Genomic DNA, 20,179 nt, shown 5'->3' with positions numbered 1-20,179 from the left:
AACGCGCCCACGACCTCGGCGTCATCGACGAAATCATCGACCCCGCCAAAACCCGCCGCGCCATCGCACAAGCCATCGCCGAGGCCACCCCTGCCAGGGGCGCGCACGGCAACATCCCCCTCTAGCGGCTGTTCTCCGGAACACCGCGACAAGTACGGCACGCCCCGTCCAGGTCCTCCTGGACGGGGCGTTCGGGTTTGCGGGCGGTCAGCCGGCGGCGTGCAGCCAGCGGACGGGGGCGCCGTCGCCGGCGCGGCGGAAGGGCTCCAGCTCGTCGTCCCACGGCTTGCCGAGCAGGCGGTCGACCTCGTACTCGAAGGTCGCCTTGCCGGCCATCGCGTTGGCCATCGCCGAGCGCAGGCGGTCTTCGGGCACGTGGACGTCGCCGTTGGCGCCGATCACGGCCGTGAAGGCACCGAGTGAGGGCGTGACGCTGTAACGGACGCCGTCGCAGCCCGTCGAGGCGTCCTCGGTCACCTCGAAACGGAGCAGGCGCCAGTCGCGCAGCGCCGAGACGATGCCCGCCGCTGTGCCGGGGCGTCCCTCCCAGCACAGCTCGGTGCGCATGGTGCCCGGAGCCGCGGGCTGATCGCTCCACGGCAGTGAGACGGGCACACCGAGTACACCTGCGGCGGCCCACTCGACATGTGGGCACAGCGCAGGTGGCGCTGAGTGGACGTAGAAAACGCCACGTGCGGACACCGGACCTCCTGGAAGCGTTGCGAGGTTCGTCTTCCCCAACGTCCTCGCATCCCAGACGGACAGATGACCGCGTGGTCATTGTGCCTCATCCACACCACTCGCACCAGCCCGCATAGGGCCCCGGCATCGCCGGACGCCGCAGGATCAGCGCCGTACGCGGGTTTCCCGCCAGGCCCAAAGGCCCGCCGTGAATGTGATCACAACAGCGAACCAGGGTACAAAATCGCCGTATCGGTCATAGGGTGTACGGCCCCGTGAGGGCGTCAGCGTCACGACGACCGACCCCCGGCGGGGCGTGTCCAGCCACGCCAGCCGGCGCCCGCGCGGGTCGAACGCCGCCGAGACCCCCGTGAGGGCGGCCTGCACGACCGGCCGCCCGGTCTCCGCCGCGCGGACCGCGCCGAGCGCCGCGTGCTGCGGCGGTGCCCAGCTCCCCTGGAACGACGACGTCGACGACTCGTACACGATCGTCTGGGCGCCCCGTCGCACGACCTCGCGGCCGAGGTCGGGGAAGGTCGACTCGAAGCAGATCAGCGGTCCGAAGGTGACGCCGCCGCCCGTGTGCATCATGACGACGCCCGTGCCGGGCACGCGGTCCTCCTTGGCCGCCTGGCTGATGTGGGTGAGCCAGCCGAGGGCAGAACGCAGCGGGACATACTCCCCGAAGGGCACGAGGCGGTTCTTGACGTACCTCGCCTCGACGCCGTCCGGCCCGACGAGGATCGCGCTCTTGGAGATCCGCCCCTGGGCGTCACGCGCGTCCTCGTTGACGAGCAGCGGGCCGTGCGCGCGGGCGAGGGTGACGAGCCGCGCCACCAGGTCGGGCCTCCGGCGCAGGTCGAATCCCACGCTGCTCTCTCCCCAGACCACCAGGTCCGCGCGCGGCAGCGCGGCCGTGAGCCGCTCCCCCGCCGCGAACCTCGGGCCGGTGCCGACGAGGACGCCCGGCTGCACGAGGGCCACCGTGAGCGGTCGGCCGGCCGGCGCGGACCACGGGTGGTATGCGAGCGGCCCGGCCGCCGCGGCGAGCGCCGCGAGCACCAGGGCGGGCACCGACCGCGTGCTCACCGCGACCGCCAGCGCGGTGTTGACCGCCACGAGCGCGAACGTCACGAGCCACACGCCGCCGACGGAGGCCAGGCCGAGCACCGCGGGGTGCCGCCACTGCGTCGCGCCGTACAGCGCCCACGGCCCGCCCAGAGCCTGCCAGGACCGCACCCACTCGGCCGCCAGCCACACGCTCGGCACGACCACGACGGCCGCGAGGAGCCGGCCGGGACGCATGAGCGCCCAGGCGGCGTAGCCCCACGGCGCCCACAGCGCGCCCGCCGCGACGGCGAGCAGGAGCAGCCCGGGGCCGATGGTGGGGACCAGCCAGTACAGCGCGGCGAGGATGAACCCGCCGCCGAACCACCAGCCGCGCCGGGCCGCTTCACGCCCGTCCGGCGCGGACCGGGCGAGCAGCAGCCCGGGCACGAGAGCGACCCAGGCCAGCCAGTCCAGCCCGGGACGGGGGAAGGTCAGGACCGGCAGTGCGCCGGCGACAAGGATCGGCAGCCGCCGGCGGAGCAACGCGACCGCGGCGGCACGGCGACCGGGCGGACGTTCCTCACCGGCCGACGGCCCGCCATCGGACCCGATGGACTCCGCCGAGACGCTCATCCCCCCAGGGTGATCGTCCCCGGCGCGAACGGCAAGCGAAGCCCCCTTGGCCGTGCACCTCGGCCACCGGCCGCATGGAGAGCGTCTCGCCTTGTCCGGCCGTCCGTCCGCGTGGTCCTTCGCCGATGCGGATCAGCGCGTGATCAACGCCATGGACGTTACGTCCGCACCAGCGCCGCATCCGGCCCCGCCGCCCCGAGCAGCTCGACCCCGAAGCCTCACGCGTCCGGCCCACCCGGTGTCATGACACCGTCGAGCGAAGAGCGCCTGGTGCAGGCGGACGAGGCGTGACCGTCCGGTTCGGCGGCGACACGCCGACCGGCTTTCTCCGGCGCGCCAAGCCTGTGGATCGGCGACCCCGGCAACGTCATCACTGAGCACTCCGGCCGCCGCCCCTTCCGGGGAGGAGCGCGGTGAGCGAAGCCCCTTGGCCATGTGCGGCATGTCAGGCACACTGTGTTATCACCGTTCACTCTCGGTGATACGGGGGGTGCCGCATGGTGGGAGACTCCGCACAGCAGGCCCGGCTGGAGCGCCTTCTCGCCCGGCACACCGACGCCGTCGTGGCCGAGCCGGTCCGCGGGCGGCCGACCCTCGTACGCCGGGACCAGATCCTCGTCGCCGGGCCGGACCTTCCCGCAGTGGAGGACCGCGTACGCCGCTGGCTCGCCTCGCGTGAGGACGGGCCGGGCGGCTGCCGGGTACGGCTGCGCGCGGGGGCGCGGGTCGACGTCTGTGAGCTGTCCGCCCTCCTGAACGACGGTGCCCCGCACCGCCGGCTCGCCGTCGCGCCCAACCATCTCGTCCACGGCCAGCCCATGTGGTGGACCGGCCCGTTCGGGCGGCCGCGGCCCGCGTCGCCGGTAAGGGCACCGGCCGGCGGCGGCGGACGGCCGGTCACGGTCGCCGTGCTCGACACCGGCCTGAACCCGCACCCGTGGTACGCCTCGGCGGACTGGTACGCCGAGCAGCGCGAGGAGGTCGCCGAGGTCCTCGACGCCGACCTGGACCACGAGCTGGACGGCCAGGCGGGCCACGGGACGTTCATCGCCGGTGTGCTCCTGCGGCACGCGCCCGGGGCGCGGATCCGGGCCAAGCGGGTGATCGGCGGCGACGGCGTCGGGGACGAGTTCGGCGTGCTGGGCGCGTTGGCCTGGCTCGCCTCGTGGGGACGGGCCGAGATCGTCAACCTGTCGTGCGGCTGCCACACCTATGACGACCGGTCCTCGCCGCTCGTCGCCCGCGCCGTCGCCGCGCTCGGGCGCCGTACGGTCGTCGTGGCCTGTGCGGGGAACCAGGCGAGCGACCGGCCGTTCTGGCCCGCCGCGCTGGAGCACGTGATCGCGGTCGCCGCGCTGGACGGGGCCGGGCGCGCGGAGTTCTCCAACCACGGCCCGTGGGTGGACGCGTGCGCGCCGGGCACCGGGGTCACGAGCTGCTTCGTACGGTTCGACGGGCCGCGCCCGCCGGCCCGGGGCGCCGACCCGGACGCGTTCGCCGGCTACGCGGAGTGGAGCGGCACGTCGTTCGCGGCGCCGGCGGTGGCCGGCGCGATCGCGCGGCTGGCCGCGTCGGAGGGTCTTCCCTCGGCGGTCGCCGCCCGGCGGCTCCTCGATCCCGCGCGGCACCCCACCCTGCCGGGTCTCGGGGTCGTCTTCCGCGACTTTAAGTGATCGGATCGTCACTTTACGCTAATGTCCTGCCCGTGAACGACCAAAGTACGGGTGAACTCGTGCGACGGGCGGGCCGGGGCGACGAGGACGCCTGGCACGGCCTCGTCGAGCGCTACTCCCGGCTGCTGTGCTCGATCGCGTACTCCTACGGGCTGAGCGGCGCCGACGCCGACGACGTGATGCAGACGACCTGGCTGCGCCTGGTCGAACGGCTCAACCAGCTGCGCGACCCGGCTCGCGCGGGCACCTGGCTGGCCGTCACGGCCCGCCACGAGAGCCTGGCCACGCTGCGGCGGCTGGGCCGCGAGCGGCCGCTGCCGGGTCACGTGCCGTCGGTCACCGGGCCGCATCACGTGGTCTTCGGACAGGACCTCGCCGCCTCGATCGGCGCGGCGCTGGAGACGATCCCGCCGCGCTGCCGGCGGCTGCTGGAGCTGTTCGTCGCCTCGCCCCGGCTCAGCTACGCCGAGATCTCGACCGCGCTGGAGATCCCGATCGGCAGCGTCGGCCCGACGCGCGCCCGGTGCCTCACCCATCTGCGCCGGCAACTGAACGGCGCGGCGTGAACGACGAGGAGCTGGCCGAGGCGCTGCGCGAGGTGTTCCCCCCGGTCCCCGAGCACGCGCGGGCGCTCGGGCGAGCGGCGTTCGCCTGGTTCGAGCCGGCCGCGGCGCTCGCCACGCTGACCTCCGAGACCGTCGCCGTCCCGAGCGGCGTACGCGGCGGCGGCACGCGGCTGCTCACCTTCTCCGGCGCCCGGATCAGCGTGGAGGTCGAGGTCTGCGGCCGGGAGATCGTCGGCCAGCTCGCGCCGCCGTCGGCCGCGGAGGTGGTCCTGCGGTCGCCCGGCGGCGAGCGCGGCACCCGTACCGACGAGGCGGGCTCGTTCGCCCTGTCCGGCGTGCCGCCGGGCGTGGTCAGCCTGCTCTTCCGCCTCGCCGACGCGACCTCGGTCGTGACGAGCTGGATCCGTGTGTGACCTGATCACGGCCGCCGCCACCGATCCGCGCCGCGCCTACGACGCGGCGCTGCCGATGGCGACGGCGGGCGATCCCGCGCTTCGTGTGACGGCGCTGCGCGCGCTCGGCCTGGCCTGCAAGGAGCTGGGCCGGCTCGGCGAGGGCCTGGAGCATCTGGACCTGGCGCTGCGGACCGCCGAGGCCGGCGGGCTCACCTACGCCGCGGCGCAGGTCAAGATGAACCTCGTCGGCCTGCTCGTCGCACGCGGCGACCTCGAGGGCGCGCTGGCGGTGGCCGACGAGGCAGCTCCGGTGCTCGTCGGGCCCGACGCCGACCGGCTGCTGGCGAACCGCGCCGCCGCGCTCGCCCGCAGCGGGCGCATCGCCGAGGTGGCCCGGATCGCCCGCGCCTGCGACGACCCGGAGGTCCGGATCGGGCTGACCGTCAACGTCGGGCTGGCCAGGGCGTACGCCGGACGGCTCGGGCGCGGCGAGGCCGACCTGCGCGGCGCGCTCGCCGTGGCCGAGCGGGCCGGCCTGCGGCACCAGGCCGCGATGGTCCGGCACAACCTGGCGGTCGTCGCGCTGCGGCGCGGTGACCTGCCCCGCGCCCTGGCGATCTACGACGAGGTGGAGCCGGAGCTGGCCGGCATCGACGAGCGGCTCTGCCAGCTTCACCTCGACCGGGCCGAGGCGCTGATCGCGGCGCGGCTGCCGGAGGAGGCCCGGGTCCTGCTGAGGTCGACGCTCGACCGGCTCGACGGCGCCGGCTACCGCTGTGACACCGCCGACGCCCTGCTGCTGCTCTCGCACGCCGAGCTCGCCGACGGCGATCCTGGCGCGGCGACGGCGACCGCGCGGCGGGCGCAGGAGGAGTTCGGGGAGCGGCGGCCGGGGTTCGCGCTGCTCGCGGGGCAGGTGGGCCTGCGGGCGCGGTGGGCGGACGGCGAGCGTTCGCCGTCGCTGGCGGCCGAGGCCGCGCGGGCCGCCGGCCTCCTGGAGCAGGCCGGCTGGGCCTCGGCGGCGGCCGACGCGCGCATCCTGGCCGGTCTCGTGGCGCTCGACTCGGGCGACCGTGAACACGCGCGGCGATTGCTGGGGCGGGTCCGCGCGGACGGCACGGTGAGCGCCCGGGTGGCCGCCGCGCACGCACGCGCGCTGCTGCGGCTGGCCGACGGCGACCGCGCGGGCGCCGCCGCGGCCGTACGCGCGGGGCTGCGGGCGGTGGACGAGCACGCCGCCGCTCTCGGCGCGGCCGAGCTGCGCGGACGGGCGGCCGGCTGGTCCGCCGAACTCTCCGAGCTCGGCGTACGGCTCGCGCGAGGCCCGCGAGCCCTGCTCGTGGCCGCCGAACGCGCGCGGGCGATCGCCGACCGGCCGCCCTCGGTCCGGCCGCCGGGCGACCGGCGCCTGGCCGGGCTGCTCGCCGAGCTGCGCCGTGTCAGCGCCGAGGCCGCGGACCGGCCCGAGCTGCTCGCGGCGCAGGCCCGCCTGGAGGACGCGATCCGCGCCCGCACCCGGCGCCTGACCGGGAGCCGGGGCCCGGTGCGGGGCTGGGCCTGCCTGCTGCCCACTCTCGCCGGCTCGCTCGGCGGCCGCGTGTTCGTCGAGCTGATCCGCGACGGCGACGCCCTGTTCGCGGTGCGCATGGCGGGCGGGCGCTGCCGCCGCGTGTGCCTCGGCGCGTTCGCCGAGGCCGAGCACGACGTACGGCTGCTGCGCTTCGCCGTGGCGCGGCTCGCCCGCGGCGTGGCCGCGCCGGCGCTCGCGGCGGAGCGTCTCGACGCCCGGCTGCTCCGGCCGCTGCGCCTGGGCGACCGGCCCGTGGTGCTGGCGCCCTCGGGAGCGCTTCACGGCCTGCCGTGGGCGGCCCTGCCCTCCCTGGCGGGGCGGCCGGTGACCGTGGTGCCGTCGGCGGCGAGCTGGCTCCGCGCGCTGCACGCGCCCGTCTCCCCCGGGCACGTGGCCCTGGTCGCCGGGCCGGGCCTGGACCACGCGGAGGCGGAGATCGCCGCCGTACGTGCCCGTCACCCCGGGGCACTGGTCCTCACCGGGGCGGCGGCGACGGCGGACGCGGTCCGTACGGCCCTGGACGGCGCCGTGACCGCCCACCTGGCGGTCCACGGGACCTTCCGCCCGGGGAACGCCCTGTTCTCCAGCCTCCGCCTCGTCGACGGCCCGCTGATCACCTACGACCTCGAACGCCTGCGGCGCCCGCCGCGCCTGATGATCCTGTCCGCCTGCGACGCGGGCCGCGCCGACGTACGCGCGGGCGAGGCCGTCATGGGCATGGTCGCCGGCGCTCTGTCGTACGGCACCGGCACGGTCGTCGCGGGCGTGACCCCGGTCGGCGACGCCGCCGCCCGCGACCTCATGACGGCCTTCCACTGCCGCCTGGCCGCCGGGCTGCCCCCGGCCGAGGCCCTCGCGGCCGTACCCCGCGACCCCGCGGCCCTGGGCTTCGTCTGCTTCGGCGCCGGCTACTCCCGATGAACGATCCAGAACCGACCGGTACCGTACGAGCGTGACCGAGCGGACCTTCACCCTGAGCGAGGCGCGCGCGCTGATCCCCGAGGTGCGGGCGCGGATCGATGACATCGTGGCCGCCCGCGCCAACCTCACCGAGCTGACGTTCGCGCTGCGGTCGGGCATCTCCTCACCGCTCGGCGGCAAGCCGGAGCTGAAGGGGTACGAGGCCCGCATCGACGAGGCGCTGGGCTGGTTCTTGATCCAGGGCATCGAGGTGAAGGGCTTCGCGCCGGTGCTGGTCGACTTCCCGGCCTACTACGCCCGGCAGGCGGTGCTGCTGTGCCTGCTGGAGGGCGAGCAGGAGCTCGGGTGGTACCACCGGACCGAACTCGGCTTCGCCGGCCGCCGCCGCATCCCCGCCGCGGGCCTCTAGCCGCCCGCCTCGACCGGGCGGCTGGTGTCGGTGATCCAGTTCGACCACGAGCCCGCGTACAGGGCCGCCGGGACACCGGCGATCGTCAGGGCGAGGATCTCGTGGGCGGCCGTGACGCCGGAGCCGCAGTACGCGCCCACCTCGGCGGCGTCGGTCGCGCCGAGGCCCGCGAACCTCTCGCGGAGCAGGCCCGCCGGCAGGAAGCGGCCGTCCACGCCGACGTTGCCGTGCGTCGGCGCGTTGACCGCGCCCGGGATGTGGCCCGCGACCGGGTCGACGGGCTCCATCTCGCCGCGGTAGCGCTCCGGCGCGCGGGCGTCGAGCAGCACACCGTCCTTGGCCACCGCCAGCGCGCCGTCCGCGTCGAGCAGCGGGAGCCGTCCCGGTGTCGCGGTGAAGTCGCCCGGCTCGGGCTCCGGCGCCTCGGTCGTGACGGGCTGCCCGGCGTCGACCCAGGCGTGGTAGCCGCCGTCCAGGACGCGGACCCGCTCGTGCCCGAAGTAGCGCAGCGTCCACCAGGCGCGGGCGGCGGCCGTGGCGTCGGCGTCGTCGTAGACCACGACGAGCCCGTCCCTGCGGACCCCGGCCCGCCGCATCGCCTCCTGGAACGCCCGCCGCTCCGGGAGCGGATGACGGCCTTCGGGCCCCGGCGGCGCGGCGAGGTCGCGGTCGAGGTCGACGAAGACCGCGCCCGGCAGATGGCCGCGCCGGTACGCCTCGATGCCGGGAGGGCCGCCGAGGCGCCAGCGGACGTCGAGGAGGACCACGCCTCCCCGGACCGCCCGGACAAGGGACAGGACGTCGATGAGAGGGTGCACACCGCCAGTCTGACCGTTCGGCGGACCGTCCGCGAGAGGCGGCGCGTCGTTCATCATTCCGCCAGGTATGTGAGCAGTGGCACGAGCAGCTCGGCCGGGACGAGCGAGCCGTGCATGCCGACCAACGAGGACTCCAGCGGCTCGGCCTCGGTGGCGACGATCGCGAGGTCCGCATGCGGCACCGCGACGACGTCGCCGATGCGTTCGACCATCGTGTCCGCGACCGGCCCGAAGAGGCCCGCCTCGATCGCCTCGCCGCGCGGCATCACCCACGCCCGGTCCTCCAGCCGGCCCCGCCAGATCGCCAGGACGTCCGCCGCCGCGCCGTTCTCGGCGTACACGTGGCGGGCCCTGGGGTCGCCGCCCAGCAGCGCCACGCCGGACCGCAGCTCCGGCTCGGCGTCCACGTCGAGGCGCGTGCCCGGGTCGGTCATGCCGTGGTCCGCGGTGACGTACAGGACGGCGTCGGGCGGCATCGCCTCGGCCAGCCGCCGCACCAGCAGGTCGACGAAGGCCAGGTGGTGCCGCCAGGCCGGGGACCGCGAGCCGAAGACGTGCCCGGTGGCGTCGAGCTCGCTGTGGTAGACGGTGACGAAGGACCGCTCGCCCTGGCGTACGGCGTGCTCGGCGGCGGCGACGAGGGGGCCGAGGGCGTCGGCGGGGACGTAGTGCGCACCGCGGTAGACCGCGCGGGTCAGGCCGCTGCCGACGAACGCCCCGGCCGAGACGTGCGTCGTCGCCACGCCCGCGGCGGCCGCCTGCTCGAACACCGTGGCCGACGGCTGCCACACCCGCGGGTCGACGCCGTCGGCCCAGCGCAGGCAGTTGAGCAGCCGTCCCTCGCCCGGGATCGCGACCTGGTAGCCCAGCATGCCGTGGACGCCGGGGGGCCGCCCGGTGCCGAACGAGCCCAGGCTGGTCGCGGTGGTCGCCGGGAAGCCCGCGGTGAGCTCGCGCGCGGCGAGTGAGGACATGTAGGGCGCGTCGGCGGCGTGTGCGCGCAGCAGCTCCCAGCCGAGGCCGTCGACCAGCAGGAGGCAGGCGCGCGGCAACCGCGGCAGGCCCAGGACGTCGTCATGTCCGGGCACGCCGAGCGTGGCGAGCACGGACGAGCTGACGTCGGCGAGGGACCGCCGGCCGTACTCGGGGACGGGAAGCCTCATCGTTCGCGCTGTGCGATGACCTCCGACAGCGCCTGGGCGAACGCCAGGGCCTGTTCGACCGCGTCCGCGCCGTCGGCCGCCTCGCTGACCCGCAGGGACAGGTCGTCGGCGGTGAGCGTGCCGGTGTAGCCGTGGTCGGCCTCACAGGACTCGTCCCCGCACGAGGCGGGTTCGAGATCGATGTGGGCGATCACACCCCAGCCGATCGTCACCATCACCTCGGTCGGCGGCACGCCGGGGACGTAGGACGCCGGCTCCGGTACGACGCGGGTCACGGCGACGGACTGGACGCGGCCCAGCCGGACCGCCTCCGTCGTCGTGGACGCGTGCGGATGCGGCATCGCCTCGGTCGGCGGATGCTCGTCGGTGTGACAGACGAGCAGTCGGGTCGGCGACAGGACGAGCACGGTGACATGCCGTCGCACCTCCATCGCCGGATCGAAGGTCGCCTCGTGGTGGACGACATACGCGATCACGGACTCGGTGCCCAGAACCGACTCCACGGCGTCCGCGACGAGCGCGGGGTAGTAGCCGCTCCGCTCGATCGCCGTGCGCAGCCCGTGAGCCATCGCTCGGGTTTCCCTCATGACTCCCATCCTGCACTGCCGGGGCGTTACGCGCACACGTGCGGGTAGAGATGCGGTCATGACGCCAACACCGGCCTCTCCGGCACCACCCCAGCCGGATCCCCCGACCCCGACGCCGCCGATACCCACGCCCGAGCCTCCGGTGCCGCCGCCCGAGCCCCCGCCGGGACCGTCGCCGCAGCCGCCCGGCCCGTCTCGGCCCATGCCCGGGCCGGCCCCGAGCCCGATCCCGCCCGTCCCCGACCCCGTGCCTCCGCCGGTGCCCGAGGAGATCCCGGTCAGGAGGGCCTGAGCCGGCGTGCCTCTTCGGCGTGCCGCCCAGGCGGGCGGGCCAGCCGCAGCCGCACGCGGCGTACGACGGCGCCGGCCGGACCGGCGATCACCGGATCGAGGTCGAGCCGTGCCACCTCGGGCAGGTCGTCGGCCAGCCGCGACGCGCGCAGCACCAGGTCCTCCAGGGCTCCGGTGTCGACCGGCTCGGCGCCCTGGTGGCCGAGCAGCAGCGGCGCGGTGCGCACGGCGCGTACGATCTCGGCCGCCTCGACGTCCGTCAGCGGCGCCAGCCGGTACGCGCGGTCGTCCAGAAGTTCGGCCGCGACGTCGGCGAGGCCGAAGGACACGATCGCGCCGAAGGACGGGTCCTCGGCCGTGGTGATCTTGGTGGCCACGCCGCGGCCGCCTTCGCCGGCGGAGACCGTGATGCCGTAGCAGGCCAGCAGGGCGGCGGTCTCGTCCGGCGTGGGCTCGCCGCGGGCGAGCAGCTCCTCCGCCAGCGCGCGGGCCCGTACGCGGTCGGCGCCCGGGAGATCGGGCACCCGGCCGTGCGGGCGCCGCCGCCGGCTCGCGTACCTCACGGCGTACGCGAGGGCGCGCACGGCGTCCTCGGGCGCGGGGTAGGACGGCACGGCGCCGTGCAGCAGGCCGCGTTCGCCCAGGTAGGTGGCGATGACCGGCTTGGCCGCGTCCGCGGCGGTCGCCACGATCGCCGCGGCGACGTCGTCGCTCTCGGCGCCGCTCACCGCCGGCGCGAAGACCGCGATCACCGCGTCGACGCCGTCGTGGTCCGAGAGCGTCTCCCTCAGCGCGGACTCGAACGCCTCGGGCCCGGCGTCGGGCGCGAGGTCCACCGGCGCCAGCGGGTCCAGGCCCGCGACCGTGGCGGCGTCCTGGACGAGCAGCCCGATCGAGTCGGAGTTGCCGACGATCGCGACGCGCCGTCCGGTGGGCAGCGGCTGGTACGCGAGGAGCTGCGCGACGTCGAACAGCTCCTCGAGCGAGTCCACCCGTACGAGCCCGGCCTGGGCGAACAGGGCGCTGACCGCGTGGTCGGGCAGGCTGAGCGCCTGGGCGGCGTGCCCCAGCGGCACCCCCTGGGTCGTACGGCCGCTCTTGACCGCGACGATCGGCTTGCTGCGGCTGATGCGGCGGGCCAGCCGGGTGAACTTGCGCGGGTTGCCGATCGACTCCAGATAGAGCAGCACCACCGAGGTCGCCGGGTCCTCCTCCCAGTACTGCATCAGGTCGTTGCCGGACACGTCGGCCCGGTTGCCCGCCGACACGAACGTCGACAGCCCGAGGTCGCGCTCGGCGGCCCAGCGCAGGATCGCGATGCCGAGGGCGCCGGACTGGGAGAAGAACCCGACCGGCCCCCGGCGCGGCATCGTCGGGGCGAGCGTGGCGTTCAGCCGTACGCCGGCGGCGTTGTTGGCGATGCCCAGGCAGTTGGGGCCGACGACCCGCATGCCCTCCGCCCGTGCCAGGCGTACGAGCTCGTTCTGCCGGGCCCGGCCCTCGGCGCCGGCCTCGCCGAAGCCGGCGGACAGCACGACGAGGCCGCGGACGCCCTTGGCCGCGCACTGCGCCACGACGTCGTTCACGCTCCCCGCGGGGACGGCGACGACGGCCAGGTCGACGTCGCCGGGCACGTCGGTGATGGCCGGGTAGGCGCGGACGCTGGAGACGGCTTCGGCGGTGGGGTGCACGGGGTAGACGGGCCCGGTGAAGCCTCCGCCGAGCAGGTTGCGCAGCACGGTCTGGCCGACGCTGTGCTCCTGGCGGCTCGCCCCGATCACCGCGACCGACCTCGGCGCCAGGAGCCGGCCGATCGAGCGGGACTCCGCCCGGTGCTCGCGGGCGGCCATCACCTCACGGGAGGTCTCCGTGGGCGCCAGGTCGAGGGTCAGCATCAGGACGCCGTCCTCGAACCGCTGCTCGGCCTTGTACCCCGCGTCGCGGAACACCTTGCTCATGCGGCGGTTCTCGGGCAGCACGTCCGCGACGAACCGGGCGATGCCCCGCTCGCGCGCGGCGGCTGCGATGTGCTCCAGCAGCACGCTCGCCACGCCGCGGCCCTGGTGGGCGTCCTCGACGAGGAAGGCGACCTCGGCCGTGTCGGACCGGTCCTCGGTGTCGTGGAGGCGGTCGTAGCGGACGACGGCCACCATCGCGGGGCCGATCGTGGCGATGAGCGCCACCCGATCGTCGTAGTCGACGGTCGTGAAGTGTTCGACCTCGCGGTCGGTCAGCCGGGGGCGAGGTGAGAAAAACCGGTAGTAGATCGATTCAGGCGACAACCTGGCATAGAACTCGCGGAGCAGCCCGGCGTCATCAGCCCGGATGGGGCGAAGATGCGCAGTTCCCCCATCAGCGAGGACGACGTCGGCCTCCCAGTGGTCGGGATACGGCACAGGTCGAGAGTAGTCCCAGAAGCTGAAATCGCGTCTCGTTCGATACCCACCGGGGTACTGAGAGCTGTTAGGTTTTTGCTTCGGGTCGCGCAGGTCCGCTCGCCCCGCCATGGGCGGCAACTGCAGAACAGGGTGGTGACGACATGACGCGCGTGGTCGTGGTCGGTGACCTGATGACCGATGCCGTCGCGCGGGCCGCATACCCGCTGGCGAAAGGCGGCGACACGCCGGCCAAGGTGACGATGCACGGCGGCGGTTCCGGCGCCAATGTCGCGTCCTGGCTGGCCGTGGAGGGCGTCGAGTCCGCCTTCGTCGGGCGCCGCGGCGCCGACATCGCGGGCCGCAACCGTGACATGGAGCTCATGGGCTACGGCGTGGACGCCCGGCTCGTGATGGACCCCGAACGCGCCACCGGCACCTGTGTGGTGATGGTCACGCACAAGGGCGACCGTACGATGCTGTCCGACCCCGGGGCCAACGCCGCGCTGCTCCCCGAGGACATCCCGCAGGACCTCTTCGCGCCCGGCGCGCACCTGCACGTCTCGGGCTACTCCCTGCTCAACGACGGTTCCCGGCAGGCGGCCCTGCACGCGATGAAGCTCGCGCAGAACGCCCAGATGTCGGTCACCGTCGACGGCGGCGCCAACTCCCTGCTCAAGCGGGCCGGCGCCGAGCCGTTCCTCGACTGGACCCAGGGCATCCGGCTCCTGATCGTCAACGCCGCCCAGGCCGAGGCGCTGACCGGCCGGGACGCCCCCGAGCAGGCCGCCAAGGTCCTGACGGCGTGGTACCAGCAGGTCGTGGTGAAGATGTCCGGCGACGGCGCGCTCTGGTACTCCAACGGCCGCCCCGAGCCCGTACACGTGCCTGCGGAGCCGGTCGAGGAGGTCATCGACGGCACGGGAGGCGGCGACGCCTTCGCCGCGGGCTTCCTGCCCGCGTGGCTGGACGGAAAGCCGCCCGCCGAGGCCCTCGCCGCCGGCTGCCGCCTCGCCACCCGGGCCATCGGACACCTGGGCGCCCGCCCGATCCTGTAGGGCCTCAGCCCCAGGGGCCTCCCGGGGGCGACGGGACGAAGTCATACGGTGCGAGCGGGCCGAGGACGTGCAGGCGGATACGGCCGGCCCAGCGGTAGCCCAGCTCGTCGACGGCGCGCTGGAAGTCGGCCCGGTCCTCGTCGGAGACGAGGAAGGCCGCGTCGGCCGCGGTGTCCTCGTTGACCGGCGGGCGCGGGGCGACCGCGACCGCGTGCCGTGAGAGCGACTGCACCAGGTCCTCGGTGTCCACCTCGCGCTTGGCGTCCAGGGCGTGGACGATCAGCTCGCCCAGCCGGACCCGCTCGTAGTAGCCGGTCTCCTCCGGAAGCCCGCGCAGGCTCTCGCGCAGGCGCATGACCTCCGGCTCCTCGGCGAGCACCTCACGGAGGACGGTGTCCTGGACGTACGTGCCGGAGACGCTGAACTCCGAACGGCCCTTGAGATCGGCGAGAATGCCGGTGAACCAGTCGTAGTAGGGCGCGAGCATGTCGGCGGCCACGGCGTCGGCGGTGGTCACGACGGCGCTGAACCTCAGCGGAAGCATGGTCGTACGGGCCGACAGCGCCGCCACGACGCTCTCGTGCGCGAGGAGGTCCTCGCGGCTGCCCAGGGCGCCGGCGGGCGGGATCTCGCTGATCACCGCGGCCAGGGCCCCGTGGCGGACCAGGCGGACCCTGCCCCCGCCCGTACCCAGCAGCCCTTCCGGCAGGTCGGTGCCGGCCGGGACGATTCCGTAGACGTAACAGACACGCGCGTCCGGACTCTGGACTCCGGCCTCCTGCCGTGTCGTCACGGGTCGCACTCCCTCCGGAGCGGGGTACGGCGCGCCGGCGGTCTCGTGCCGGTCGTCCAGGACCGTCTCCTCCGCTCCACCCTGCGGCACGGCGGCGGGCGGCGCCGCGGAGATCTCGGCGATCACGGATCTCCGTCCCCCCTCGGCGAGGATCGGGGCCATCGCCCGCACCGCCTCTCTGAGCGCCGCCGGTGCCGGTAGCGGGCACGGCGCGGCGACGGGGCGGAGCCGCTGGGTCAGCCCCAGCAGACGCGTCCCGAGCACACCGGCCGAACCTCTGTGTCTCATGCCCTCCCCCGCTCCCGCGCAACCGATCGCCGCCGTGCCGATGACGGCGGACATGGCCGATCGCGGGTGGTCATGAACCAAACCTACCTGCGGTTATATCGGGGAGGACGGGCGATTTGCGTTTCGCGAATCCCCTGGACAGAGAGGACCCTCATGGAGGGCTGGAACCGCCGCGTCGGCCTGGTCTCCGCCGATTCCTCACGATCCTCGCCTAGGACGTGACGGCGAGGACGAGGGGCAGGACGGCGGGAGCGCCGGCCTCACGGAGGAGCTTGGCCGCGATGGTGATCGTCCAGCCGGTGTCGACCCGGTCGTCCACGAGCAGAACCGGACCCGTGAGTCCGGCCACCGTCTCCGGGACGGCCATGGCGCTCCAGAGCGTACGGACCCGCTGGGCGCTGTTGTGACGGCGCGGCCCGGGGCCCTCGCCGGTATAGGTCATCTCGCCGAGGTAGGGCAGCCGGCCGATCGTGGCGACGCGGCGCGCCAGGTCGGCGATCATGCCCGGCCGGGTCGTGGAGGGCATGGCGATCACTCCGACGGGGCGCTCCGCCCAGTCCCAGGCGGTCAGGACCTCGACGACGGCGTCGAAGGCCTCGGGGGACACCGGCGCGTCCGGGGCGTCGTCGGCCACGATGCGGCGCAGGCGGTTGCCCCACCCCAGGTCGGTGAGGCGCCCGAGCGCCCGGCCCGGCTCGGCCTGGAGAGAGGCCGGGATCCGGCCTGAGATGCCCTCGGCCTTCATGCCGGTGGGCCACATCCTGCGAGCCGTCACCTCGACGCCGGGCCGCTGCAGGCGGTCGCGCGCCTGGGCCGCGCCGGCGTCGGAGACCTCGGGCGAGCGGTGCCGGCCGGTGCAGTTGTCGCACCGGCCGCAGGCGGTCGCCTCGGGGTCGTCGAGCTGGCGGCGCAGGAACTCCATGCGGCAGGTGCCGGCCGCCTCGTAGTCGAGCATGGCCCGCTGCTCGCGCGACCGCTCGGCCGCCACCCGCTCGTAGCGTTCGCGGTCATAGACCCACTCGCGGCCGGTCGCGGTCCAGCCGCCGCGTACGCGCCGGGCCGCGCCGTCCACGTCGAGGACCTTCAGCATCATCTCCAGGCGGCTGCGCCCCAGGTCGACGCGGCTCTCCAGGGCCGCGGTGGACAGCGTGCCCTCCTCTTCCAGCACGCGCAGCGCCAGGCGTACGACCTGCTCGGCGGGGAAGGCCAGGCCGGCGAAGTAGGCCCAGATGTCGCGGTCCTCGGCGCCCGGCAGCAGGATCACCTCGGCCCGCTCGACGCCACGCCCGGCACGGCCGATCTGCTGGTAGTACGCCACCGGCGACTGCGGTGCGCCGACGTGCACGATGAAACCGAGGTCCGGTTTGTCGAAGCCCATGCCGAGGGCGCTGGTCGCGACCAGGGCCTTCACCTTGTTGTCGAGCAGGTCCTGTTCGGCCTGGAGGCGCTCGGCCTGCTCGGTCTGGCCCGTGTAGGCGGCGACGACGTAGCCCCGGTCGCGCAGGAAGGCCGCGATCTCGTGCGCGGCGGCGACGGTGAGCGTGTAGATGATGCCGGACCCGGGGAGTTCGGCGAGCTGCTCGGCGAGCCAGGCCAGCCGCTGTTCGGCGCCCCGCAGAGCCACGACGGACAGCCGCAGGCTCTCGCGGTCGAGCGGGCCGCGGAGCACCAGGGTCTCGTCGCCGCTGCTCAGCTGGTCGGCGACGTCGCGCGTGACGCGGGCGTTGGCGGTCGCGGTGGTGGCGAGCACCGGAACGCCGGGCGGCAGCTCGGCGAAGAGCGTACGCAGCCGGCGGTAGTCGGGCCGGAAGTCGTGGCCCCAGTCGGAGATGCAGTGCGCCTCGTCCACGACGACCAGGCCGGCGCCCGCCGCGAGCTTGGGCAGGACCTGGTCGCGGAAGTCGGGGTTGTTGAGGCGCTCGGGGCTGACGAGGAGGACGTCGACGGCGCCCTCCTGCACGTCGGCGAAGACCTGCTCCCAGTCGTCGGTGTTGGCGGAGTTGATCGTCGCGGCCTGGATGCCGGCGCGCTCGGCGGCGGCGATCTGGTTGCGCATGAGGGCGAGCAGCGGGCTGACGATCACCGTCGGGCCGGCGCCCCGCTCGCGCAGGAGGGCGGTCGCGACGAAGTAGACCGCGGACTTGCCCCAGCCGGTGCGCTGCACGACGAGAGCCCGGCGTCGCTCGACGACCAGGGCGTGGATCGCGGTCCACTGGTCCTCGCGCAGCCGGGCGTTCTCGCCCGCGAGCTCTCGCAGGCACGCCTCTGCGCGCTGCCTCAGTGCGGTTTCCGCCTCATCGACCATGAGTCCTTGCTATCAGGGATGTGACCCTGGTCAGAGCGACTCGGCGAGTTCGGGCGTGATCACCGCGTCGAGCAGGCCGGGAAACCGCGCGTTGAGATCGTCGCGGCGCAGGGTCAGCATGCGCCGCGCGCCCTCCACGCGGGAGTGGGTGATGCCCGCCTCGCGGAGGATGCGCAGGTGGTGGGACATCGTGGACTTGCTGACCTCCAGGCCGGCGTCGAGCTGGATCTGACCACAGCAGGACTCTCCGACGCGGGCCAGGGTGCGGACGGTCGCCAGCCGCGCCGGGTCGGCCAGGGCCGCCAGCACCTTGGGCATGGTGAGTTCGTCCGTCTCGGGCTGGGCTACCGCTTCGCTCACCCGTGCAGCATAGGGCAGAGTTGCGCAGAGTTCGACTGTCGTCGTAGTGTTCGACAGTCTTCAAACTCTTTGATGATTGTCGAACTGATGGAGCGACGTGTCGTGTCCCCCTCCACCCCCCTCTCCACCCCTGATCCGCGCCGCTGGCTGATGTTGCCGGTGATCCTGTCGGCGACGTTCATGGCGCTCTTCGACTTCTTCGTCGTCAACGTCGCCGCGCCCTCGCTCGAACACGACCTGAACGCCGGGCAGGCCGCCCTCGAACTGATCGTCGGCGGCTACGCCTTCACGTACGCCAGCGGGATGGTGACCGGCGGCCGGCTGGGCGACCTGCTCGGCTACCGGCGGCTGTTCCTGACGGGCATGGCGGCCTTCACCGTCGCGTCCCTGCTGTGCGGGCTGGCCCAGTCGCCGTCGCAGCTGATCGCCGCCCGGCTCCTCCAAGGACTCACCGGCGCGGCCATGGTGCCGCAGGTCCTGGCCCTGATCACCGCGACGTTCCCGGCGGAGGAACGGCCGCGGGCGATGTCGTGGTTCGGCGTGACGGCCGGCATCGGCTCGATCGCCGGGCAGGTGCTCGGCGGCCTGCTCCTGGACGCCGATCTGTTCGGGCTCGGCTGGCGGGTCATCTTCCTGATCAACGTGCCGGTCGGCGCGGTCGCGCTGGTCTTCGCGCTACGGCTGCTGCCGCACCACCGCTCGCAGCGGCGCCCGCGCCTCGACCCGCTCGGCGCGATCGGCATCTCCGGCGCGCTGGCCCTCGTACTGGTGCCGCTCATCCTCGGCCGCGAGGAGGGCTGGCCGGTGTGGACCTGGATCTGCATGGCGGCGGCCCTGCCGCTCCTGGCCGCGACGCTGGCCTGGGAGTTCCGGCTCACCCGGCGCGGCGGCGAGCCATTGCTCGACCTGACGCTGTTCCGCAACCGCTCCTTCGCCGCAGGGCTGCCGGTGAACGTGGCGTTCATGTCGTTCTTCGCGAGCTTCATGTTCGTGCTGACGCTGCTGCTGCAGGGCGGCCTGGGACTGTCGCCGCTGGAGGCGGGATTGACCTTCCTTCCGCTGGGCGTGCTGTTCTCGGTGACCTCGATCCTCGGTCGCTCCCTGGTCGCCCGGTACGGCCTGCGGGTGATGACGGTGGGAGCCACGATCTCGGGGCTGGGCCTGACGACCTTGATCGCCGAACTCCAGACGCTGGGCGGCGACATCACGCCGGCGTGGCTGCTCGTCCCGACGTCGCTCGTCGGCCTGGGCAACGGGCTGGTGCTGCCGGCGCTCATCGGCGCCGTCCTGGCGGGCATCCAGCCGGCCCACGGCGGGGCGGCGGCGGGCGTACTGACGACGGTCCAGCAGTTCGCGAGCGCCGCGGGGGTCGCCGTACTGGGCGCGGTCTTCTTCGGGGGGCTCGGGGCACGGCCGTCCAGGGACGACTTCGCCGCGGCGACGGAGGCGGTCACGTTCCTGGCACTGGCCCTCGTCCTGACCGCGGCGGCCCTGACGCTGTTCCTCCCCCGCCCGGCCACGGCCCCGCAACGGACGGTGGAACCCGAACCCCTGGTCGAGGCGGCCTGAGACTGTGGGCCGGCCGCCGGGGATGTCCCGGCGGCCGGTCTCAGACCTGGATGAGTGCGGCTCGTACGCGGCGCGCGTCGAGCAGGCGGCCGAGGTCACCGACGTCGGACGTCGCCACATAGTCGCCGGGCCGGACCATCAGGGCGACGTGTCCGTCGACCACGTCCGCCGTACCCGTCGCGCGGAGCAGCTCGCCGATCCGGCGGTCGGCCTCCTCGTCCAGCGGAACCACGTCGACGCCTTTCAGCGCCAACGCGAGGCGCGCCTGACGAGCGCCGTCCCGCCAGACCTGGGCGACGACCGCGCACGAGGTGCGTACACCCTCGGCCCGGATCCTGTGCAGCATGCGGTTGGTCTCGCGATCACCTTTGTCGAGCGCCACGAGCGCGCCCACGTCGAGAACGACGCCCATCAGGAGGCCTGCTGCTTTCCGCTCACGTACGCGACCGAGATCGGCCTGGCGAGCTCCTCTTCGGTGAACTCGCCCTGCTCGGCCTGGTACGTGGCCATGTATTCGTCCCACGCCTGCTGGCGGAGTTTCTCCGCAGCGGCCTCGGACACCCAACTCGAAACAGTCATCCCCTTACGCTCCGTATCGGCCTTGACCGCAGCGTACAGCTCGGGATCGAGCGAGATGGTCACTTTCCGTACACCCATGGTCACTCATCATACCG

General features: G+C 74.2%; 18 protein-coding genes. 7 read left to right on the top strand and 11 right to left on the bottom strand.

All coding sequences use genetic code 11. The features are described from left to right. Positions 1–207: 207 nt before the first annotated feature. Positions 208–702, bottom strand: coding sequence for a DUF3145 domain-containing protein (locus QWU11_RS42795; RefSeq protein ID WP_290120320.1), 495 nt, complete (start codon positions 700–702; stop codon positions 208–210). Positions 703–846: 144 nt separating this feature from the next. Next, complete coding sequence (gene lnt / locus QWU11_RS42790) at positions 847–2,364, bottom strand: apolipoprotein N-acyltransferase (protein ID WP_290120319.1); 1,518 nt, start codon at positions 2,362–2,364, stop codon at positions 847–849. 497 nt (positions 2,365–2,861) lie between these two features. Between lnt and QWU11_RS42785 the strand changes: the two genes are divergently transcribed. The 5 genes from QWU11_RS42785 to QWU11_RS42765 are packed head-to-tail and all read left to right on the top strand — an operon-like array spanning position 2,862 to position 7,898. Continuing rightward, positions 2,862–4,037, top strand: coding sequence for a S8/S53 family peptidase (locus QWU11_RS42785; protein WP_290120318.1), 1,176 nt, complete (start codon positions 2,862–2,864; stop codon positions 4,035–4,037). 32 nt (positions 4,038–4,069) lie between these two features. Beyond that, the gene (locus tag QWU11_RS42780; RefSeq protein WP_290120317.1) at positions 4,070–4,603 is read left to right on the top strand and encodes a sigma-70 family RNA polymerase sigma factor; all 534 of its coding nucleotides are present in this window, start codon (positions 4,070–4,072) and stop codon (positions 4,601–4,603) included. After that, positions 4,600–5,016: a carboxypeptidase-like regulatory domain-containing protein gene (locus QWU11_RS42775; RefSeq protein ID WP_290120316.1), complete on the top strand. Its 417-nt coding sequence runs from the start codon at positions 4,600–4,602 to the stop codon at positions 5,014–5,016. Before QWU11_RS42780 ends, QWU11_RS42775 begins: the two co-directional genes overlap by 4 nt. Continuing rightward, positions 5,009–7,489, top strand: a complete 2,481-nt coding sequence (locus tag QWU11_RS42770) for a CHAT domain-containing protein (protein ID WP_290120315.1) — start codon at positions 5,009–5,011, stop codon at positions 7,487–7,489. Before QWU11_RS42775 ends, QWU11_RS42770 begins: the two co-directional genes overlap by 8 nt. Positions 7,490–7,520: 31 nt before the next feature. After that, positions 7,521–7,898, top strand: a complete 378-nt coding sequence (locus tag QWU11_RS42765) for a DUF2203 domain-containing protein (RefSeq protein WP_290120314.1) — start codon at positions 7,521–7,523, stop codon at positions 7,896–7,898. Here the strand turns inward: QWU11_RS42765 and QWU11_RS42760 are convergent. The 4 genes from QWU11_RS42760 to QWU11_RS42745 form a co-directional block, all read right to left on the bottom strand. Further along, positions 7,895–8,716, bottom strand: coding sequence for a sulfurtransferase (locus QWU11_RS42760; protein WP_290120313.1), 822 nt, complete (start codon positions 8,714–8,716; stop codon positions 7,895–7,897). The two genes, QWU11_RS42765 and QWU11_RS42760, sit on opposite strands and share 4 nt — an antisense overlap. Before the next feature lie 53 nt (positions 8,717–8,769). Beyond that, positions 8,770–9,879, bottom strand: coding sequence for a nucleotide pyrophosphatase/phosphodiesterase family protein (locus QWU11_RS42755; RefSeq protein WP_290120312.1), 1,110 nt, complete (start codon positions 9,877–9,879; stop codon positions 8,770–8,772). Continuing rightward, entirely contained in the window at positions 9,876–10,466 is a 591-nt protein-coding gene (locus tag QWU11_RS42750; protein WP_290120311.1) for a DUF5998 family protein, read from the bottom strand. The genes QWU11_RS42755 and QWU11_RS42750 overlap by 4 nt, the downstream gene beginning before the upstream one ends. A 278-nt stretch (positions 10,467–10,744) precedes the next feature. Continuing rightward, complete coding sequence (locus tag QWU11_RS42745; RefSeq protein WP_290120310.1) at positions 10,745–13,153, bottom strand: GNAT family N-acetyltransferase; 2,409 nt, start codon at positions 13,151–13,153, stop codon at positions 10,745–10,747. A gap of 143 nt (positions 13,154–13,296) precedes the next feature. Here QWU11_RS42745 and QWU11_RS42740 point away from each other — a divergent pair, with 143 nt between their 5' ends. Further along, positions 13,297–14,190: a sugar kinase gene (locus QWU11_RS42740; RefSeq protein WP_290120309.1), complete on the top strand. Its 894-nt coding sequence runs from the start codon at positions 13,297–13,299 to the stop codon at positions 14,188–14,190. 4 nt (positions 14,191–14,194) lie between these two features. Here QWU11_RS42740 and QWU11_RS42735 read toward each other — a convergent pair whose 3' ends face one another. From QWU11_RS42735 to QWU11_RS42725, 3 genes are all read right to left on the bottom strand, one after another. After that, positions 14,195–15,271 carry a GvpL/GvpF family gas vesicle protein gene (locus tag QWU11_RS42735; RefSeq protein WP_290120308.1) on the bottom strand — a complete coding sequence of 359 codons (1,077 nt, stop codon included), beginning with the start codon at positions 15,269–15,271 and terminating at the stop codon, positions 14,195–14,197. 211 nt (positions 15,272–15,482) lie between these two features. Continuing rightward, on the bottom strand, positions 15,483–17,576 hold the full coding sequence (locus tag QWU11_RS42730) for a RecQ family ATP-dependent DNA helicase (protein WP_290120307.1): 2,094 nt from the start codon (positions 17,574–17,576) through the stop codon (positions 15,483–15,485). 30 nt (positions 17,577–17,606) lie between these two features. Then, positions 17,607–17,936 (bottom strand): metalloregulator ArsR/SmtB family transcription factor, encoded by a 330-nt coding sequence (locus QWU11_RS42725; RefSeq protein ID WP_290120306.1) that lies wholly within the window; start codon positions 17,934–17,936, stop codon positions 17,607–17,609. Between the two features lie 87 nt (positions 17,937–18,023). Here QWU11_RS42725 and QWU11_RS42720 point away from each other — a divergent pair, with 87 nt between their 5' ends. Then, a complete protein-coding gene (locus tag QWU11_RS42720) occupies positions 18,024–19,505 on the top strand; it encodes an MFS transporter (RefSeq protein WP_290120305.1) in 1,482 nt (493 codons plus the stop codon). Positions 19,506–19,545: 40 nt separating this feature from the next. On the opposite strand, the gene QWU11_RS42715 is transcribed toward QWU11_RS42720, so the two are convergent. Together QWU11_RS42715 and QWU11_RS42710 are read right to left on the bottom strand one after the other, a co-directional pair. Next, positions 19,546–19,917, bottom strand: coding sequence for a hypothetical protein (locus tag QWU11_RS42715; RefSeq protein WP_290120304.1), 372 nt, complete (start codon positions 19,915–19,917; stop codon positions 19,546–19,548). Beyond that, complete coding sequence (locus QWU11_RS42710; RefSeq protein WP_290120303.1) at positions 19,917–20,084, bottom strand: hypothetical protein; 168 nt, start codon at positions 20,082–20,084, stop codon at positions 19,917–19,919. Before QWU11_RS42710 ends, QWU11_RS42715 begins: the two co-directional genes overlap by 1 nt. Positions 20,085–20,179: the final 95 nt, after the last annotated feature.

The organism is Actinomadura sp. DC4, from assembly GCF_030406325.1.
Classification (GTDB): Bacteria; Actinomycetota; Actinomycetes; order Streptosporangiales; family Streptosporangiaceae; genus Actinoallomurus.
This window is presented reverse-complemented; position numbering and strand designations above follow the sequence as displayed.